General features: G+C 33.8%; 16 protein-coding genes. 10 read left to right on the forward strand and 6 right to left on the reverse strand.

The window, feature by feature from the left end; translation table 11 throughout:
- Positions 1-114 precede the first annotated feature (114 nt).
- The 3 genes from ANASTE_RS00405 (at position 115) to ANASTE_RS00415 (ending at position 4,314) form a co-directional block, all read left to right on the forward strand.
- Positions 115-1,032: an ABC transporter ATP-binding protein gene (locus ANASTE_RS00405; protein ID WP_007048871.1), complete on the forward strand. Its 918-nt coding sequence runs from the start codon at positions 115-117 to the stop codon at positions 1,030-1,032.
- Positions 1,025-1,891: an ABC transporter permease gene (locus ANASTE_RS00410; RefSeq protein ID WP_007048872.1), complete on the forward strand. Its 867-nt coding sequence runs from the start codon at positions 1,025-1,027 to the stop codon at positions 1,889-1,891. Before ANASTE_RS00405 ends, ANASTE_RS00410 begins: the two co-directional genes overlap by 8 nt.
- Positions 1,892-2,097: 206 nt before the next feature.
- A complete protein-coding gene (locus ANASTE_RS00415) occupies positions 2,098-4,314 on the forward strand; it encodes a leucine-rich repeat domain-containing protein (RefSeq protein WP_007048873.1) in 2,217 nt (738 codons plus the stop codon).
- A gap of 83 nt (positions 4,315-4,397) precedes the next feature.
- On the opposite strand, the gene ANASTE_RS00420 is transcribed toward ANASTE_RS00415, so the two are convergent.
- A complete protein-coding gene (locus ANASTE_RS00420; protein WP_007048874.1) occupies positions 4,398-4,631 on the reverse strand; it encodes a hypothetical protein in 234 nt (77 codons plus the stop codon).
- A 9-nt stretch (positions 4,632-4,640) separates the two neighbouring features.
- Positions 4,641-5,885, reverse strand: coding sequence for a DNA polymerase IV (gene dinB, locus ANASTE_RS00425; RefSeq protein ID WP_007048875.1), 1,245 nt, complete (start codon positions 5,883-5,885; stop codon positions 4,641-4,643).
- 121 nt (positions 5,886-6,006) lie between these two features.
- Here dinB and ANASTE_RS00430 point away from each other — a divergent pair, with 121 nt between their 5' ends.
- Entirely contained in the window at positions 6,007-6,591 is a 585-nt protein-coding gene (locus tag ANASTE_RS00430) for an SOS response-associated peptidase (protein ID WP_007048876.1), read from the forward strand.
- Between the two features lie 285 nt (positions 6,592-6,876).
- Here ANASTE_RS00430 and scpB read toward each other — a convergent pair whose 3' ends face one another.
- From scpB to lysA, 4 genes are read right to left on the reverse strand one after another with little or no spacing between them, the layout of a single operon-like run.
- Entirely contained in the window at positions 6,877-7,503 is a 627-nt protein-coding gene (gene scpB, locus ANASTE_RS00435) for an SMC-Scp complex subunit ScpB (protein ID WP_007048877.1), read from the reverse strand.
- A gap of 8 nt (positions 7,504-7,511) precedes the next feature.
- On the reverse strand, positions 7,512-8,231 hold the full coding sequence (locus ANASTE_RS00440; protein ID WP_007048878.1) for a segregation and condensation protein A: 720 nt from the start codon (positions 8,229-8,231) through the stop codon (positions 7,512-7,514).
- 9 nt (positions 8,232-8,240) lie between these two features.
- Complete coding sequence (locus ANASTE_RS00445) at positions 8,241-8,852, reverse strand: site-2 protease family protein (RefSeq protein WP_007048879.1); 612 nt, start codon at positions 8,850-8,852, stop codon at positions 8,241-8,243.
- Positions 8,853-8,866: 14 nt separating this feature from the next.
- A complete protein-coding gene (lysA, locus tag ANASTE_RS00450; protein ID WP_007048880.1) occupies positions 8,867-10,141 on the reverse strand; it encodes a diaminopimelate decarboxylase in 1,275 nt (424 codons plus the stop codon).
- Positions 10,142-10,258: 117 nt separating this feature from the next.
- Between lysA and rnr the strand changes: the two genes are divergently transcribed.
- Genes rnr through mutL form a run of 6 tightly spaced genes read left to right on the forward strand, consistent with a single transcriptional unit; the run spans position 10,259 to position 19,698 of the window.
- Complete coding sequence (rnr, locus tag ANASTE_RS00455) at positions 10,259-12,373, forward strand: ribonuclease R (RefSeq protein WP_007048881.1); 2,115 nt, start codon at positions 10,259-10,261, stop codon at positions 12,371-12,373.
- Positions 12,374-12,401: 28 nt separating this feature from the next.
- Complete coding sequence (locus tag ANASTE_RS00460; protein WP_007048882.1) at positions 12,402-13,118, forward strand: pseudouridine synthase; 717 nt, start codon at positions 12,402-12,404, stop codon at positions 13,116-13,118.
- A 7-nt stretch (positions 13,119-13,125) separates the two neighbouring features.
- Positions 13,126-13,683, forward strand: a complete 558-nt coding sequence (gene mnmM / locus ANASTE_RS00465) for a tRNA 5-(aminomethyl)-2-thiouridylate-methyltransferase MnmM (RefSeq protein WP_007048883.1) — start codon at positions 13,126-13,128, stop codon at positions 13,681-13,683.
- Positions 13,684-13,708: 25 nt separating this feature from the next.
- Positions 13,709-15,025 carry a tRNA (N6-isopentenyl adenosine(37)-C2)-methylthiotransferase MiaB gene (gene miaB, locus ANASTE_RS00470; RefSeq protein ID WP_007048884.1) on the forward strand — a complete coding sequence of 439 codons (1,317 nt, stop codon included), beginning with the start codon at positions 13,709-13,711 and terminating at the stop codon, positions 15,023-15,025.
- A 15-nt stretch (positions 15,026-15,040) separates the two neighbouring features.
- Positions 15,041-17,716 (forward strand): DNA mismatch repair protein MutS, encoded by a 2,676-nt coding sequence (gene mutS, locus ANASTE_RS00475; protein WP_007048885.1) that lies wholly within the window; start codon positions 15,041-15,043, stop codon positions 17,714-17,716.
- Positions 17,717-17,718: 2 nt separating this feature from the next.
- Positions 17,719-19,698, forward strand: a complete 1,980-nt coding sequence (gene mutL, locus ANASTE_RS00480) for a DNA mismatch repair endonuclease MutL (protein WP_007048886.1) — start codon at positions 17,719-17,721, stop codon at positions 19,696-19,698.
- Positions 19,699-19,700 lie beyond the last annotated feature (2 nt).

Raw genomic sequence — 19,700 nt, forward strand, 5'->3', positions numbered from 1 at the left:
TCAGTCTTTTTATTTTGGTTTTTTGTCATCTTATACCTCATAAAAGTCATCTTATATTCAACTGTATTGTAATTTAAGTCATTTTTGATATTCTTAAACCTATGGAGGGAAAAAATGACAGAAAAAATAATTGAAGTTAATGGACTTAAGAAAAGTTTTAATGATATCGAAGCTGTTAAAGGAATAGATTTTTTTGTTAAGAAAGGACAGCTATTTTCATTTCTCGGTCCCAATGGAGCGGGAAAGTCAACGACGATAAAAATTTTATGTACTCTTCTCGATAAAAACGACGGAGATGTTTTTATCGACGGATTTAAATTAGGTAATGATGATAATGAGATAAGAAAGCATATCGGAGTGGTCTTTCAGGATAGTGTGCTTGATGATTTGCTTACGGTAAAAGAAAATCTTATGACGAGAGGAAAATTTTATGAGCTCACAAAAGAGGAGCTTAATAATAAAGTAGATGAAGTAAACAAAATATGCGAGCTTGGAGAATTTATAAATCGGCCTTACGGTAAATTATCGGGAGGTCAGAGACGAAGAGCGGATATAGCAAGAGCACTTATAAATACACCTGAAATACTGTTCTTGGATGAACCTACAACGGGACTTGACCCAAAGACAAAAGACAGCGTATGGAATATGATTTTAAAACTCCAAAAAGAAATAAATATGACTATATTTCTAACTACTCATTATATGGAGGAAGCGAGCCTGAGCGATTATATAACGATAATAGACCATGGTGAAGTCGTTGCCGAAGGAACGCCTTATGCCCTTAGAGATAAATACAGTAAGGATAAATTAAGGATAAAACCTAAGAACACGGAGTCTTTAATAGATATATTAGACAGCAATGTATTAGATTATAAAGAAGATAACGATGTTATTGTTATATATTTAAATGACACACTTGAGGCTATCGAGATAATTAATAAGATAAAAGATGTTATTTCAAGTTTTGAAGTGATTCATGGTTCGATGAATGATGTATTTTTAAATATAACGGGAGGTGAACTTAATGATTAATATCGCAAAGAGAAATTTAAAGATATATTTCAGACAAAAGAGCACCGTCTTTTTTTCGCTTATGAGTGTATTTATAATCATTTTGTTATATGTTTTATTCCTTGGAAAGAATTTGACTTCTTCTTTAGATGCTAATGGGATTAACGGAGTAGAAAATTTAGTCAATAGTTGGGTAATGGCAGGTATAATATCCGTTGCTTCCATTACTACCACTATGGGAGCTTTTAATGTAATGGTAGAGGATAGAGTAAAAAATTTGAGTAAAGATTTTTTCTCTTCACCAATAAAAAAGGTAACTATTGTAGGCGGTTATGTGCTTAGTTCTTATATAGTTGGTTTTATAATGAGTGTCATAACTTTTATAGCCGCGGAGGTATATATTTCTATTTCCGGTGGAGAAATTTTAAGTTTTACTTCTGTACTAAAAGTTCTCGGGATAATACTCATATCCGTATTTATGTCCAGTTCTTTGGTATTCTTTATTGTAAGCTTCTTTTACAGTCAGGGTGCATTTTCCACCGCAAGTACGATTATCGGAACACTTATCGGTTTTGTGACAGGTATTTACTTTCCTATTTCGGTATTGTCAAATTCCATGCAGTGGTTGATAAAACTATTTCCTTTATCACACTCGGCAGCTCTTTTAAGGCAAGTCATGATGACCGAACCCATTAGGATATCTTTTGAAAATGCAGGTATATTAAGGGTAAACGAATTTAAAGAATCTATGGGGATAATCCTTAAATTCGGTGATTATACATTGACACCTGCCATGCATATTTTGATTTTACTTGTTGTGGGGATAATATTTTTTATTTTAGCTGTGCTTAATATATCGAGAAAAAGTAAAAGAGTATAATTTTTATTATTTATAAAAGACTAACTTATAGATATGATTTAGTCTTTTTTATTTATTAAATATGAAAGTAAAAACAAGCTATACTGGTAAAAAGAGTAAATAAAAATACTTAAATATTGATAAAACCATTAAAATGTGTTAATATTTCAGTGTATAGAAGAGGTTAAAATCTAATATATAAAGCATTAGATAGGAGATATTTAACGATGTGTAAAATTGATAAAGCTGAAGCTATGAACGTAAGCGAATATATCGTAGCCTCAGATGTAAAAGTAATAGAGGAGAGAGCTTTTAAAGGTTTTAAGAACCTTAAAAAAGTAGTGATTTCGGAAGGTGTAACGGTAATAGGCAACAGAGCATTTGACGGATGCAGCAATCTTGAAGAAGTTGTCTTACCAAGCAGTCTGAAAATAATAGGTAACTATTCGTTTAAAGAATGTACAAATTTAAAGAAGATCAATTTCCCTGAAGGGCTGGAAAAGATAGGAAATATTGCATTCTATAATTGTAAATCCCTTGAAGATATAGTAATACCGAAAAGCATGGACAGTATAGGTTATTATGTATTCTACGGATGTTCGGGGCTTAGAAGTGTAAAAATCCCTGACAGTGTTAAGGACATTGATTTATTTGCATTCTATAAATGTGCTTCACTTAAAGACCTTAAACTTCCGGACAGTATAGAAAGTATAGGTGCTTATTCTTTTTCTAACTGTACGGGACTTTGTACATTGACTCTTCCTAAGAGTCTTACAAATATAGGTATATGTGCCTTTGACGGATGTACGCATTTGGAAGAGATCATTATTCCTGAAAGCCTTACAAATATAAGTGATTATGCTTTTGACGGAGCTATAGGTCTTAAAAGACTTAATATCCCTAAGACTATAGAATGTATCGGAGCATATGTATTTGCCAATTGTTCCAGCCTTGAATGTATCAATGTAGATAAAGACAATAAGTTTTACTCGAGTGAAAACGGAGTATTATACAATAAAGACCAGACTAAACTTCTTTGCTGTCCGGGCGGTAAAGACGAAGTCAATATACTTGATAGCGTAACCGCAATAGGGGACAGAGCTTTCTTAGGATGCGGTAACCTTGAAAATGTTGAACTTTCCGATAATATCAAGAGCATCGGTAATTCTGCCTTTGACGGATGTAAATCTTTGGAAGAAATCAAAATTCCGGACAGTGTCGTAAGTATAGGTGCGGGAGCATTCGATGGATGCAGACACCTTACTGATATCGTAATTCCTAACAGTGTTGAAACCATTAAGAGAAGCGTATTCAATGGCTGTTGGAGACTGGAATCCATCACGGTACCGTTTGTAGGAAGCAGTGAAGATGATAATACGTATCTCGGATATTTCTTCGGTGCAAGTTCGTATTACGAAAATGGTTCTATCGTACCTGCTTCACTTAAAGAGGTTACCGTTACAAAATCAAATATAGATGATTATGCTTTCTTCCTATGTTCTGATTTAAAGAAAATCAATATAGGTGACGAAGTTGAAAGTATCGGAAGACTTGCTTTCCATAGGTGTACTTCACTTAAAGAAATTTATATACCAAAGAATGTAGTAAATATTGATATTGAAGTATTCTCCGGATGTAAAAACTTAGAAAAAATATTAGTAGACGAAGAAAATGAATACTACTCAAGTGAAGGAAGTATTTTATACGATAAAGAAAAAACTATTGTAGTTTGCTGTTCTGCGGGAAAAGGTTCTGTTATTGTTCCGGAAGGTGTTAAGAAGATTGAAAACAGAGCATTCAGTTACTGTGATAAAATTACTAATCTTGCTCTTCCAAACACGGTTAAAGAAATCGGAGAAGAGGCATTCTTCGGATGTAAAAACCTATCTCAATTAGTAGTTCCTAATAACGTTACTACCATAAGAGATTATACTTTCGCAGGATTTTCCGGACTTAAGAGCATTACTATACCAAACAGTGTGTCAAGTATAGGTAATTATGCTTTTGACGGATGTTCGAAACTTGAATATATCACTCTTCCAAACAGTGTCGATATTATCGGTACAGGGGCATTCAATGACTGTTCTAATTTAAAAGACTTTATTATCCCTGAAAGTGTTAAAACAATATCAGGATTTGCTTTTTATGACTGTGTAAGTCTTAAGACGATAAATATCCCTGAAAGTGTTGAGGATATCGGAGAGAGAGCATTTGACGGTTGCAGCGGTCTTACTTCCGCTACTATCGGTAAGTCCGTAAAACACTTAGGCAGATACATCTTTAATTACTGTCAAAACTTGAATAGTGTAACTATTTTGGGTGATGATACGGAAATAGGTGAAAATGCTTTTAAAGGCTGTGATAACCTATATTTATTCGTAAATAAAGATTCTAAAGCAGAAAAATATGCAGCTGAAAATGAAATAATTTGCATAGCTGAATAGTGATGATTTAAAAGACCATTCTAAAAGAATGGTCTTTTTATTTGCTTTAATAACCTTTATAGTTCATATTTGATATTATATGATTATTTACCTTCAACAAACCACTTCGGTTCTTCATAAAATAGATATTTTTTTTTATCTAAAATTCTGACAGTGTATCTTAATCCCTGACCGCCGACTTTTAAACTTGCGGCTTTTCTTATATCCAGTATTTCTTCAATTTCGAATTCTCTCGTGTCATCCCATATTATGTGTGTCGGTGTTATGGAACCGTCTTCGTGAAATATGGCTTTTACTTCTACAAATCTTTTCTTCATAATGACCTCCTAAGGATGAAAAAAGCTTTTGGGATAAATCGTATGTTCTTCTTTTGCGTTTAACTGTGACAGTTCTTCATCGGTAAGCATGAGCCCTCTTTTGATACTGTAAAATCCAAATCTTCCTCTTATATTATCTATACACCTTTCAAGTTCTTCTTCTTTTTCAAGATTTTGTATTTCGGGAATGAGGGAAAGCTGTTTTTTGTCATTACTTACTAAATTACATCCTCTCACGCCGAGAGTTCTGATTGGTGTATTGTCTATTCTTCTTGTCTTATATATTTCATATGCTTTTTCGAATATTCCTTCGCTGCTGCAAGAGGGGATTATCAACGGTGCCTGTCTTTGATACGAAACCAGATTTTTATCTCTTATGGTAAGCTGTACCGTTCTGCATGAATGTCCGTAGTCACGAAGTCTTGAAGCTACACTCTCACACAGCAGATAAAGAGTTATCTTTACATCTTCATCTGTTATCAAATCTTTTGGAGCTGTCGTGCTGTTTCCTATGGTTTTCATAGGAGGACTGCTGTTATGATCGGATACTTCCGAGTTATCGTATCCGTTTACCCAGCTGTATAATATAAGTCCGTTTTTACCCAACAAGTTTTTAAGAAATGAAGGCTTTGAATTTGCTATTTCTCCGAGAGTATATATCCCGCATTTGTTTAATTTGTTTTTTGTTGCTCTTCCTATATATATGAGTTCCTGCACCGGCAGTTTCCAGATGATATTTTTAAAATCCTCTTTTGATATGACTGTTGTTGCATCAGGCTTTTTCATATCCGAACCCAATTTTGCAAATACTTTGTTGAAGCTTACTCCAACGGAGGCTGTGATACCCAGCTCATATTTGATTCTTTTTCTTATTTCATCTGCTATTTTTTCGCCGCTTCCGAATAACTTTGTACTGTTTGTAACGTCAAGCCAGCATTCGTCGAGACCGAAGCTTTCGATTTTATCCGTATAGTCGTCATATATGTCTTTTACTAGCTTTGAGTATTTTAGATAAATATCGTAATGAGGAGATACACATATGAGTTCGGGGCATTTTTTCTTTGCCTGCCATATTGCTTCTCCCGTTTGTATCCCGTATTTCTTTGCAATATAATTTTTAGCTAAAATAATCCCGTGACGAAGTTCGGGGTTACCCGATACTGCAACAGGCTTATTCCTTAATGTTGGGTTATAAAAACATTCTACCGAAGCATAAAAATTATTTAAATCACTGTGCAAAATTACTCTATCCATATAAATCACCCATTAGAACAGATGTTCTAATATTATTATATATATTAAAACTTTATTAATCTACAAGTAAATATTTCCAATTTATTGAGGTATAATATAATTATGTTAAGGAGGATAAATCATGTGCGGAAGATATACTTTTTATACTGATGAAGAAAACAGAGAAGCAGTGAGGATAGCTCTTGAAATAGAGGAAAGATACGGTAAAGATAGCTTTGATAAGGGAGAGATTTTTCCCGGAAATAAAGTTCCCATACTTACCGATGAAAAAAATAAAATATCTCCCCAATTATTTACTTGGGGATTTCCAAGTTTTAAAGGAAACGGACTTATAATAAATGCAAGGAGTGAAACAGCAGGGGAGAAAAGGATGTTTTCTTCTTCATCAAAACAAAGGAGATGTGTAATTCCTTCAACGGGATTTTTTGAGTGGAAGAAAGTAGAGGGAAAGAAGAATAAAGAAAAATACTTGTTTAATATACCCGGCAGAAAAATGGTGTATATGGCGGGTATATATAATGAATTTGAAGGGGAAGAGAAATACGTTATTCTGACTACCGGTGCAAATGCTTCAATGAAAAATATTCATCACAGAATGCCTGTGATACTGGGAGAAAATTCTATCGAAAACTGGATTTACGATGATAAATTCATGGATACTTTATTTGGCAGTGAAATGACAACTTTAGAGAAAAAGTTGGTTTAGCAAAGATAAATTTCATTTATGTGTCAATTTTATTTAAGCTGAAAGAAAAGAGCATAACTCGTTTTATCATTTATATAAGAAAGTTAAATTAAAATAATCTTGTAAAATATGTATATAGGTTAATACCAATAATAAAAGTTTATTATATTAAATTGTTTATTATATTAAATTAAAGTTAAATAATATAAAAGTATTTTGTAAATAAATACGAGGGTTAATATTGTAAAGTCAAAACTTTAAAATAAATAAAAAAAGGCTATTATGCAATGGCCTTTTTTATTATTTCTATTCGTTTATTTTTTCGGTAAACATAAGCTGTTCGCTTGCTTCTTCCATTTTTTCATCCAAATGTTCTTCAAGGTCGTTTACGAAGTTTTCAAATTCAGGGAGTTCATGAAGCTTTTCTATTCCCGCTAATCTTAAAAATTCCTTTGTCGTTTTAAAACTCATAGGCTTACCGATTACATCTTCCATTCTTCCCGCCTGTTCAACAAGACCTCTGTCCATAAGTAAATCCAGTGAACTACTTGATTTTACACCTCTGATAAGCTCTATATCAAGCCTTGTAACGGGCTGTTTATATGCGACTATGGCAAGTGTTTCTAAAGCTGCTTGAGATAATGTGGTGGTGTTATAATTAGTAAGAACTTTCTTTACATAGTCGAAATATTCGCTTCTCGTTGCAAGCTGATATGTGTCATCTGTCCTTACTATTTTGATACCTCTCATATTAAAGTCGTATTCGCTTTGAAGTTTTTTAAGTAAAGTTTCTGCATATTTTTCACTTATATCCAGTGCTTCTTTTATTGTTTTTATATTTACTCTGTCGCCTACGGCAAATAATATGCTTTCGATTATATGTATGAGTTCCTGTTCATCTTTATTTATAAAATCATTAGAAATATCGCTCATTTGTACTCCTATATTCTTTCAAGTAATATATCATCATATGCTTCGTTTTGGATAAGTTTTACCATGTTCATTTTAAGCAGTTCAAGTGTAGCAAGAAAGGTTGCTATGACGTATCCTTTTTTTACTTCTCCTTTAAACAGTGAAAAAAAGCTTATCTTTTCTTTTTGCTCCAACACTTTTGTTATCGTAAGTATCGAGTCGTCAACGGAAAAAGTATCCGTTTCGATAGTTTGGTTTTCGCTGAATTCATTTACTCTCATCTTATGTTTTATTAAAATGCTTCTTAAAGCTTTAGATAAAAGAGTTAAATCGATATCTTCAACGACATATTCTTCTTTTATTTCGCTGTAGTACTCAGGGTCTTTTGTAACGGTACTGTTGTATATCTTTTCGCTTTCTTTAAGTTCTTTGGTAAGCTCTTTAAAAGCTTTATATTCGATAAGTCTTGCTACAAGGTCTTCTCTGGGGTCTATTTCTTCTTCATTTTCGTCTACTTCTACGGGAAGAAGCATTTTAGACTTTATCTCCAAAAGTGTGGATGCCATGACTACGAATTCGCTTGCTACTTCCATATCCAAATCGTTAAGGTTATAAATGTAATCCAAATATTGTTTTGTGATTTCAACGATGGGTATATCGTATATATCTATTTCGTTCTTACTAATTAAATGGAGCAGTAAATCAAGGGGCCCCTCGAAACTGCTCAGATGTAAAATATTATTCTTCATGTTTTTCCCTTACGGTAATAATACGCTTAAAAACGGAGCCATGATAGGGCTTAGTATATAACCTATAATTCCTGTTATAAGCAGTAGTATAAGTAATAAGTATAAATAATGTTCATATTGATAAAATTTCATTTCAAGTCTGTCCGGAAGGAGACTTGCCAATATCTTCGAACCGTCAAGAGGCGGAACCGGTATAAGATTGAATGCCATAAGTGAAATATTGATTATAACTCCGTAGTAGAAGATATAAGTCAGTACTTCATTATTTATAGGGATTATCACAAATCTAAGTAAAACAGAAAATATTACCGCAAGTATCAAGTTTGAAAGAGGTCCCGCAAGACTTATCAGAAGTGTCCCCGATTTTCTTTTCTTTAAATTCATCGGATTGAACGGGACAGGTCTTGCCCAGCCGAAACCGAAAAGCAGCAATGAAACAAATCCTATAGGGTCCAAATGCTTAGTCGGGTCCAGTGTCATCCTGCCTGATACTCTGGCAGTCGGATCTCCCAATTTATCCGCGACATATGCGTGTGCAAATTCATGAAAGCTAAGTGCTAGTATTATAGGTACCAGCATATATAACATCTGAATTATTCTTTCAGTACTAAATAAACTCATTTTTTCTCCTTAAATTAATCTTCCAGCCAGCTCGGAACGACATCGTTTTGAATAAGATTTTCATATGTGTCTTTTTTGACCATTAATTCCGCCTTGTCGTCTTTTAACAGTACGACAGGAGGTGACTGAAGCCTGTTGTAGTGACTTGCCATCGAATAGTTATATGCTCCGGTGTTTAAAACAGCAAGGATATCTCCCGGTGCTGCCTGAGGAAGAAGTATATCTTTTATCAACATATCCGTTTCACAGCATTTTCCGCTGACGGTGTAAAGTTCGTTTGCTTCTTTGTTGTATTTGTTTGCTATTACGGCGTGATAAATAGCTCCGTAAAGAGCAGGTCTCGGATTATCCGCCATACCGCCGTCAACGCTTATATATTTTCTTAGATAAGGTATTTCTTTTATTGTTCCGATTGAATATAAAGTTATACCTGCCGGACCGATAATATATCTTCCCGGTTCAACGATTATTTTTGGTATTTTAATTCCTAAAATATCACATTGTTTTCTTATGATTTTACTGATTGTATGCACGTATTCTTCAACGTCGAAAACAGGGTCATCATGAAGATAATTTATACCAAATCCGCCGCCTAAGTTAAGTGCTTCTATTTCAACGCCCATTTCTTTGATGTTATATACTATTTCAAGCATTGTCGTTGCAGCTATTTCGAATGGTTTCGGAGAAGATATATCCGAACCGATATGGCAGTGAACACCTGTTAGGTTTAGATATTCTTCGTCTATAATCATTCTTGCGGCTCTGACAGCCATGTTTACCGGGATACCGAATTTAGAGTCTATCCTTCCGGTTTGTATGTATTCGTGAGTATGTGCTTCAACTCCCGGAGATACTCTGAAATGTACGTTTTGAACAGTTTCAAGTTCCTTTGCTATTCTTCCTACAAGTCCTATTTCGTAAAAGCTGTCGATAGTTATCACTCCTACGCCTGCTTCGATGGCTTCTCTTATTTCCTGTGCCGATTTATTGCTGCCGTGGAAACAGATCCTCTTTGGATCTAATCCTGCTTTCAGTGCCGTATAGATTTCTCCGCCGGAAACCGTATCCAAAGAAATTCCCTGTTGTTTAATTATTTTTACCATTGCTATATTCGTAAATGCTTTTCCCGCATAGTTAATATCATAATCTAAACCATATTCTTCAAAACTCTTCTTTATCAAGTCGATAGCTTCAATTATTTTGTTTTCGCTTATAACGTAAAGTGGGGTTCCGAATTTTTTTGCAAGTGCCACTGTATCATGTCCTGCAAAAATAAAATGTTCATTCATATTTTTTTCTCCTGATCTAAAAATTTTTATTTAGCTTAATTACACATTATATCAGATAATTACATCTTTTTAAATAAATTATATTAATTTTTAACTAAATAGTATATAATAATTTGTATGAAAAATGATAAATTATTATATTTAAGTGAACAAATAATTTCCGTTATGGAAAATGATGAATATAAGCCTATGAAATTCAATGATTTTGCTTTTATTTTTGATATGCATTCCAAAAATCAAAAGAACCTTTTATCGAATTCTTTGAATTATTTGATAAAAGAAAAAAAGATAAAATATATAAATAACAGATATTCTCCCACCTGTTCAAATATTTATGAAGGTGTATTTGAAAAAGGCAGGGGTTTGTTTGGTTTTGTAAATGTCGAAGGACTTGATGAAGACATATTTGTCGTCGGCAGCGAATCGATGGACGCTTTTTCCGGAGATAAAGTAAAAGTCGAAGTCATAAAAGAAAAAGAAGGAGACAGAAAAAGAGAAGGCAGGATAGTTGAAATTACAGAAAAAGTAAAGAGACAGACTGTCGGAACATTTTATAAAGAAAAGACTTTCGGTTTTGTAGTAAGTGACAATCCGAATTTTACAAACGATATTTATATACCTAAAGCGGGAATAAAATATGCAAAAAACAAAGATAAAGTCGTGGTGGAAATCACTGATTTTCCCAAAGATAAAAAGAACTGGGTAGGTAAAATAACCAAAGTACTCGGTCGCAAAGACGAAAATGGCGTCGATATCGAAGCACTTATTTACGAATACGATGTGCCTTATGAATTTTCACACCTTGCATTAAAAGAAGCAGACGAGCTTGAATTTGACAGCTTTGATAAGTTTAAAGGAAAGCGAAAAGATTTGACAGATGTAAATATATTTACTATTGACGGTCCGACCGCAAAGGATCTTGACGATGCGGTAAGTATAGTAAAAAAAGAAAACGAATATGTGTTAAGCGTTCATATTGCAGACGTAAGTAATTATGTAAAGAGAAACAGCGAGATAGATAAAGATGCTTACGAGAGAGGTACGAGCATATATTTTGCGGACAGGGTAATACCGATGTTACCGAAGACTCTTTGTGAAAATCTATGTTCCCTAAATCCAAAGGAAGAAAAGAAGGCTTTCAGTGTGGATATGCGAATAAATAAAGAGGGAAAGCTTTTGGATTATAACTTCTATAAATCCATAATCAAGTCAAAGGCTAAGTTCGTTTACGATGAAGTAAATGAGCTTTTTGACGGCAGTAAGGATTTAAGGGAAGAATATTACACTTATGAAGAAGATTTAAATACTATGAAAGAGCTTTATGAGCTTTTAAGACAGAGAAGATACGTAGAGGGTAACCTTGATTTTGATGTGGATGAGAATTTTATAACCGTTGAAAACGGAGTCGTTACCGATGTATCTTTAAGAGAAAGAGGTATCGCTGAAAGGATAATAGAGCAGTTTATGCTCGTAGCCAATACTTCCGCATGCGAATTCTTTTCTTCCATGGGACTTAACGGTATATACAGAGTGCATGAAGAACCTGACAAAGAAAAGCTCAGCGGATTTATTAAATTTGCAAATGCTTTAGGTTACAAACTCAGACTTCATGACGGTCACTACAGTAAAGAGCTTGAGGAGTTTCTTAAGACCATTGAAGGAGATAAGAATGAACAGCTATTCAAGACCGTGCTTTTAAGGTGTATGAAAAAAGCTGTTTATACTACGGAAAATAAAGGACACTTTGCCCTTGCCATAGAAAATTATACACACTTTACCTCTCCCATAAGAAGATACCCTGATTTGATGGTTCATAGGATATTATCCAATATACTTCTCGGAAACATCGATTTGAATAATCTCGAAAAAGAGAGAGAAAAAATGGAGAAAAAAGCTAACCATTTATCCAAAATGGAAAGAAGAAGCGAGGAAATGGAAAGAGAATCCGATAAGATATTCATTTGTCAGTATATGGAAAACTTTATCGATGAAGAATATGAGGGAAGAGTATCCGGATTTAGTTCAAAGGGCATGTATGTTAAGTTAAATAACAGTATAGAAGGCGTTATATACTTCACGAATTTGAATGATGACTATTATATTTATGACGAAGAACATTATTCTTTGGTCGGAAGAGATTTCGGCAGAAGATTTACAATGGGAGATAAAATAAATATAAAAGTAATTAGCGTTTCTAAATTGAAAAGAGAAGTAGAATTTTGTATAATATGATATAAAAGTTTTGATAGAGAGAGTAAAAATGGAAGAAAAAATGAGAATAAATAAATATCTCGCTAGCTGCGGAGTGGCTTCGAGAAGAAAATGCGAAGAGATAATTTCAAGGGGAAAAGTAACCGTTAACGGGGAAGTCGTAAGAGAACTTGGAACTATTATAAACGTAGAAAAAGATTTGGTAAAAGTTTACGGAAAAGAAGTAAGCTTAGATACAAAAAAAGTTTATTATATGTTAAATAAGCCTCAGGGAGTTATAAGTGCGAGCAAAAGTAAGTACGGAGAAGAAACCGTGGTGGATCTTCTCGGTAAAAAAGAACATAGATTATTCCCTGTGGGAAGGCTTGATAAAGATACTACAGGGCTTATAATCCTTACTAATGACGGAGATTTTGCTTATAAACTTACTCATCCGAAATATGAAAAAGAAAAGACATATGAAGCTTTGGTCAAGGGTAAAGTAGACTCGAAATCGTTGGATAAGCTTAAACAGGGTGTTGTGATTGACGGTAAAAAAACTTCGAGAGCAAAAGTAAGGCTTGTAAAAATGATAGGCGTAAATTCTTTGGTCGAAATCACTCTTATCGAGGGAAGAAAAAGGCAAGTAAAGAAGATGTGCGAAAAAGTAGGTCATAAAGTAATTAAGCTTAACAGAACAATGGAAAACGGATTAAGCCTCGGAGATTTGGAAATAGGAGAATATAGAAAGCTTACTAAGAATGAAGTAAGTAAATTATTAAAATAGAAAAAGAATGTTTAATAATGTAACGGAAATAACAAATGTTATCATTGATAATAAAGTAGTAAGCGGTAATATAGTTTTGGATATGACAATGGGTAACGGAAACGATACCTTGTATCTTTCAAAAAAAGTCGGAGAAAAAGGTAAAGTATACGCTTTTGATATTCAAAGTCAAGCGGTTAAGAATACAAAAAAGCTCCTTGATGAAAATCGTATAAATAATGCGGTATTGATAAACGACTCTCATGAAAATGTATTGAATTACGTAACAGATAAAGTTGATTTTGCTGTTTATAATTTAGGTTATCTTCCCGGCGGAGATAAAAAGATAGTGACTAAAAGCTCTTCCTCCGTTAAAAGTATCGAATATGTATTGACCGTTTTAAATAATGACGGCATTATCGTAATATGTGCTTATGTCGGACATGAGGGTGGAATGGAAGAATACAAAGATATATTATCTTTCGTGTCAAGTTTAAGCAAGAGTAATTTTAACGTTACCAAACTAGAACATACAAACAGGAAACCTGTTTCTCCCAAAATGATAATAATAGAAAGAATTAAATAATAATACATAGAGGATAAAATAGAATATGAAAAAATATTTGATTATAACTTATGGATGTCAGATGAATGAAAATGACAGCGAAAAAATCAGCGGGATGGTAGAAGAACTTGGCTACAGCAGGACCGAAGATGAAAAAGACGCTGATTTAATAATAATGAATACGTGTTCCGTAAGGGAAAATGCAAATAATCGTTTCTTTGGAAATCTTGGGAACTTTAAGAAACTAAAGAAAAAGAAGCCCGATTTGATACTTGCGGTATGCGGATGTATGATGCAGGAAGGACATATAGTAAAAAAAATAAAAGAGAAATATTCTTTTGTGGATATAGTGTTCGGTACTCATAATATTTCATCTCTTCCTTCTCTTTTGGAAGAATGCGATGCGAAGAGAAAGCTTATCGTAGAGGTATTGGAGGACAGTGACAAACTTGCCGAAGGACTTCCCGTACACAGACAGTTCAAGCATAAGGCATTTGTAAGCATAATGAAAGGCTGCAACAATTTTTGTTCTTACTGTATAGTCCCTTACACCAGAGGAAGAGAAAGAAGCAGAGAATATCAAAATATATTAAGTGAAGTAAGAGAACTGGCAAATGACGGAGTTAAGGAAGTAACCCTTTTAGGTCAGAATGTAAATTCTTATGGGAAGAACTTGGATGATCCTGTTCCTTTTGCAAAGCTGCTGAAAATGGTCAGTGAAGTAGAGGGTATTGAGAGAGTCAGATTTATGACTTCTCATCCTAAGGATTTAAGCGACGAGCTTATAGAAGTTATAAGAGATAATCCTAAGATTTGCAGGCATATCCATCTTCCCATGCAGTCCGGTTCAAGCAGGATATTAAAGCTTATGAACAGACATTACGATAAAGATACTTACATAAAATTAGTCAAAAAGATAAGAAGAGAAATCCCGGATGTGGCTATAACCACGGATATAATAGTGGGATTTCCCACAGAAACCGAAGAAGATTTTCTTGATACGCTGGATGTATATAAGAAGTGCGAATTCGATACCGCCTTTACTTTTATTTATTCAAAGAGGGAAGGTACAAAAGCTGCTGTAATGGACGGACAGATAGATGAAAAGACGGTCAAAGACAGGTTTGACAGATTACTAAAACTTCATGATGAAATTGTTTTAAAACAAAACAAGAAATATTTAAATAGAGAAGTCGATATCTTAATAGACGGGAAAAGTAAAACAAACGACAACGTTCTAACCGGAAGGACAAGCTCATTTAAGCTTGTTAACTTCACAGGTAAGGGAGAAACAGGGGATATAGTAAAAGTTAAAATAACGGATGTACATACATTCCACTTAAGCGGAGAAGTAATAGAATAGGAGAAAACAAAATTTATGGCATCACTCACACCAATGATGAAGCAATATTTACAGACACACGAAGAAGTACCTGATACGATATTATTTTACAGGCTCGGAGATTTCTATGAAATGTTCTTCGATGACGCAAAGACTGCCAGCAAAGAACTTGATTTGGTTCTTACAGGAAGAGACTGCGGACTTGAAGAAAAGGCGCCTATGTGCGGAGTACCTTATCACAGTGCTGATACATATATTGCAAAACTTGTTGAGAAAGGTTACAAAGTTGCTATATGCGAACAAGTAGAAGATCCAAAGACTGCAAAAGGTTTGGTTAAAAGGGAAGTTCAAAGAGTCATTTCACCGGGAACGATCACTGAGGGTAAAATGCTTAAAGAAGGCGAAAATAACTATATCATGTGTATTTACTACAATAAGCTGGAATTTGGAGTTACTTACTGCGATATTACAACGGGAGAGTTCAATGTACTTTCTCTTAGCGGTGAAAACAGAGGAAATGAGCTTTTATCCCTTCTTTCAAGGATAAATCCCGCACAAATCATAGTGAATACTATTTTGTTTGAAGATTTGGATTTAAAGAAGAATATATCAAATGTTACCAAAGTAATGCTTGAGCCTCATCCTTTGAATTATTTCTTTCATGATAAAGCGAAAGAATATATATTAAATCAATTTAATGTATATTCTCTTTCTTCGATTGGGCTTGATAATAACGAAATAATCGTAAGGTCTGCGGGAGCTTTATTAAAATACCTTGATGAAACTCAAAAAAGAGCACTGATACATATAAACGAAATAAAAATCAATGAAGATAAAGACTATATGCACCTTGACTATAATACCAAGAGAAATCTTGAAATAGTCGAGAATTTAAGGACTAACAACAAAAAAGATACTTTGCTTGATGTACTGGATAATACTGTAACCTCTATGGGGGCAAGGGAACTTAAAAAGTGGGTACTTGAACCTTTAACGAATAAAGATAAAATTATACTAAGACAAGACGCGATAAAACTTTTTATAGATGACGTAATGATACTTGAAGATATCACTTCCAACTTAAAATACGTCAAGGATATGGAAAGGATAATATCGAGACTTTCTCTCGATATAGCAAACGGAAGAGATCTTCTGGCTTTGAAAGAATCGATAGGTGTTATTCCAAGAATTAGAATTCTTCTTTCAAAGCTTATGAAGAGCTCTCCGCTTTTAAGTGAAATATATACAAAGCTAGATGAGCTTAGCGATATATATGACTTAATAGAGTCGTCAATAGATGATGATTGTCAGGTCAGCCTTAAAAACGGAGGAATAGTTAAGCTTGGATATAATGAAGAGATAGATGAGCTTAAAAACTTAAAAAATAATTCCGCACAAATTTTAGCCAATATAGAAAAAGACGAAAAAGAAAAGACGGGGATAAAAAATTTAAAAATCAAATATAATAAAGTCTTTGGTTATTTCCTTGAAGTAACTTCTTCTTATGCAAGTCTTGTTCCGGATTATTTTATCCGTAAACAGACACTTGCTAATTCTGAAAGGTATTTCACGGAAGAGCTTAAAGATATAGAAGTAAAACTTTTAAGCGTAGAAGAAAAGCTTAAAGAAAAAGAGTATAAGATATATCTGGATGTAAAAAACAGGATATTGGAAAATATAAAGAGAATTCAAGTAACGGCTAAGATGATAGCTGTTATAGACGCCGTCATTTCTCTAGCCATAGTTGCAAAGAAAAATCACTACGTAAAACCGACCATTACGGAAAACGGAAGCATAATAATCAAAGAGGGAAGACACCCTGTAGTTGAAAAGATAACGGGGCTTGATAATTTTATACATAACGATACGCTTCTTGATAATGAAGATAACAGAATTCTTATAATTACCGGTGCAAACATGGCGGGTAAGTCTACTTATATCAGGCAAGTAGCGCTTATATCCATAATGGCGCAAATTGGTTCTTTCGTTCCTGCAACTTCCGCAAGTATAAGTATCGTAGACAGGGTATTTACAAGAGTCGGTGCGAGCGACGACCTTGCCAGCGGTCAGAGTACTTTTATGGTAGAAATGAGTGAGGTATCCAATATCCTCAAATATGCCACAAAAAATTCTCTCGTGATACTTGATGAAGTGGGAAGAGGTACTTCTACTTTTGACGGACTCAGTATAGCTCATGCGGTAATCGAATATTTGCTGGATAAATCAAAAATAGGGGCAAAGACTTTGTTTGCAACTCATTATCATGAACTGACGGAGCTTGAAGGAGAACAAAACGGAGTTAAAAACTATTCTATCAGACTGGAAAGCAACGGCGATGAAATAGTCTTTTTAAGAAAGATAGAAAGAGGCGGGATAGATAAGAGTTACGGCATAGAAGTAGGAAAGCTTGCAGGACTTCCGGACGAAGTAATAAAGAGGAGTATGCAGATACTTGATGTACTCGAAGAAAACGAAGAGACTTATAAGAGTAAGATAGACGCTATGAACGCTCATATAAGAATGAATAGTAATTCCTTTACTCAGTTATCCATAGGGCAAAACCCCGATGACGAAAAGTTAAAGGAAAAATATACTTTGAATAAGAAAGCCGTAAATAAGATAAAGACTCTTCCTATAGAGAGCATGAGTCCTATCGAAGTAATGAATTTTGTATATGAATTAAAACAGTCATTGGAAAAAGAGGATATTTAATTATGGCAAATGTAATTAAAAAACTTTCGGATGAACTTATAAATAAAATTTCGGCAGGAGAGGTTGTAGTTTCTCCTGCTTCGGTCATTAAAGAGCTTGTTGAAAATTCAATAGATGCAGGAGCCGACCATATCAAAATAAAAATCGAAAACGGCGGGAAGACCAAGATACTGGTCAGTGACAACGGGATAGGGATTAAGTCCGATGAAATGGGGCTTGCTTTTAATAAAAATGCTACCTCTAAAATAGATAGTTTAGATAAGCTATCGAGCATAGATACCCTTGGTTTCAGAGGAGAAGCTCTATTTAGTATTTCCGTAGTAAGTAAAGTAAAGATAAGAAGTAAATATAAAGATGAAAATATAGGGACTTCGGCTACTGTTATAAACGGAAAAGTTCAAAACATTAAAAATCTTGCCTTAAATACCGGAACTAGGATAGAAGTGGAGGATCTGTTTTATAATACTCCCGCAAGAAGAAAACATATGAAGAGTGCCAAGGCGGAAAAGACTGCTTCACTGGATATAATTTCTAAACTTGCGATTGCAAATCCGAGTATTGCTTTTAGTGTATATAGTGATAATAAGGAAGTATTTGTCACTTTAGGGGATAATAATATAAGAAATGTCGTTAGCGTAATTTTAGGCCATGAATTTGTATCCAAGATGATAGAAGTTGATTATGATGATGAACCGCTTACCGTAAAGGGATTTACTCTTTCTCCAAATTATTTGGACAGGCAGAATGAAGAAAGTATATTTATTATAAACGGAAGATACGTTAAAAACGATACTTTAAATAAAGTCATAAACAATATTTACAGGGAGCAGTACGGGCTTTTTACAAAGAGGATTTCTTATGTTTTGTATATAAGGCTTCCTTATAATTTTACCGATGTGAACATTCACCCCGCAAAGACCAGTATATCATTCAGAAACGAAACCCTTATAAACATGCTAATATGTGAAGGTGTAAGAAGTGCACTGAGAGAATCTATAAATCTGAACGACAATGTAATAGGAGAAAGAAAGAAGAAAGAAAATCCTCTTGAAAATCAAATTGCATTTGAAGAGTCAAGCAGTTATGTTGTCGGTGATAAAGATATTTCTATAGTAAGTTATAATGAAGAAATAAAAATAGAAAAAAAAGAAATCGGTGAAGATAACATTAATGAAGAAGCAAGTAAATCCGATATTATAAATACCGACTATATCGCTTCATATGATAAATACAGTGAACCGACATATTTTAATGAAAGTTCAAGTACTTCTTATACTTCTTTTGATGATAATTTAATACAAGATATTCCTATTATAAACCCAACAGAGAACAATTTATCTTTAAATAGGAATGAAGAAGTACCAAAGGAACAAAAGAATATAGTAGATAGGAGTATATTTGATAAAATAATCAATATGCACTTTGTTGGGACAGCCTTTAAGGCTTATGCTATATTTGAAAGCGGAGAAACCTTATACGTCATGGATACTCACGCAAGTCACGAAAGAGTTTTATACGATAAATACTTATCTGAATTCAAAAAGCACAGAGTCAAGACTCAGATACTTGTTTCACCGTTAGTCCTTGAATTAAGCGTTATACATAAGGATATATGTCTAAATCACCTTAAACTGCTTAAAAGCCTAGGGTATGAAATAGAAGATTTTGCCGGTAATAATGTTATAATAAGGGAAATTCCCGAAATGTTATCTTTGGAGGATACCAAGGAAGTGATTTTAAATTTACTCGCTTCACTTAAAGATACTTCTATGCTGACTAATGAAATAAACAGAAATGAAAGGCTTATAAAGAATGCATGTCATCATGCGGTAAGGGGACACGACGATATATCAAAAGAAGAAGCGATCAAGCTTTTAAATGATTTGAAGCTGTCGGATAATCCTTTTTCCTGTCCTCATTCCAGACCTACCATTTCAAAGATAAAAAAGAAATATTTTGAAAAAATGTTCCAAAGGATTTAATT

The sequence above is a fragment of the Anaerofustis stercorihominis DSM 17244 genome, from assembly GCF_000154825.1.
Taxonomy (GTDB): Bacteria; Bacillota; Clostridia; order Eubacteriales; family Anaerofustaceae; genus Anaerofustis; species Anaerofustis stercorihominis.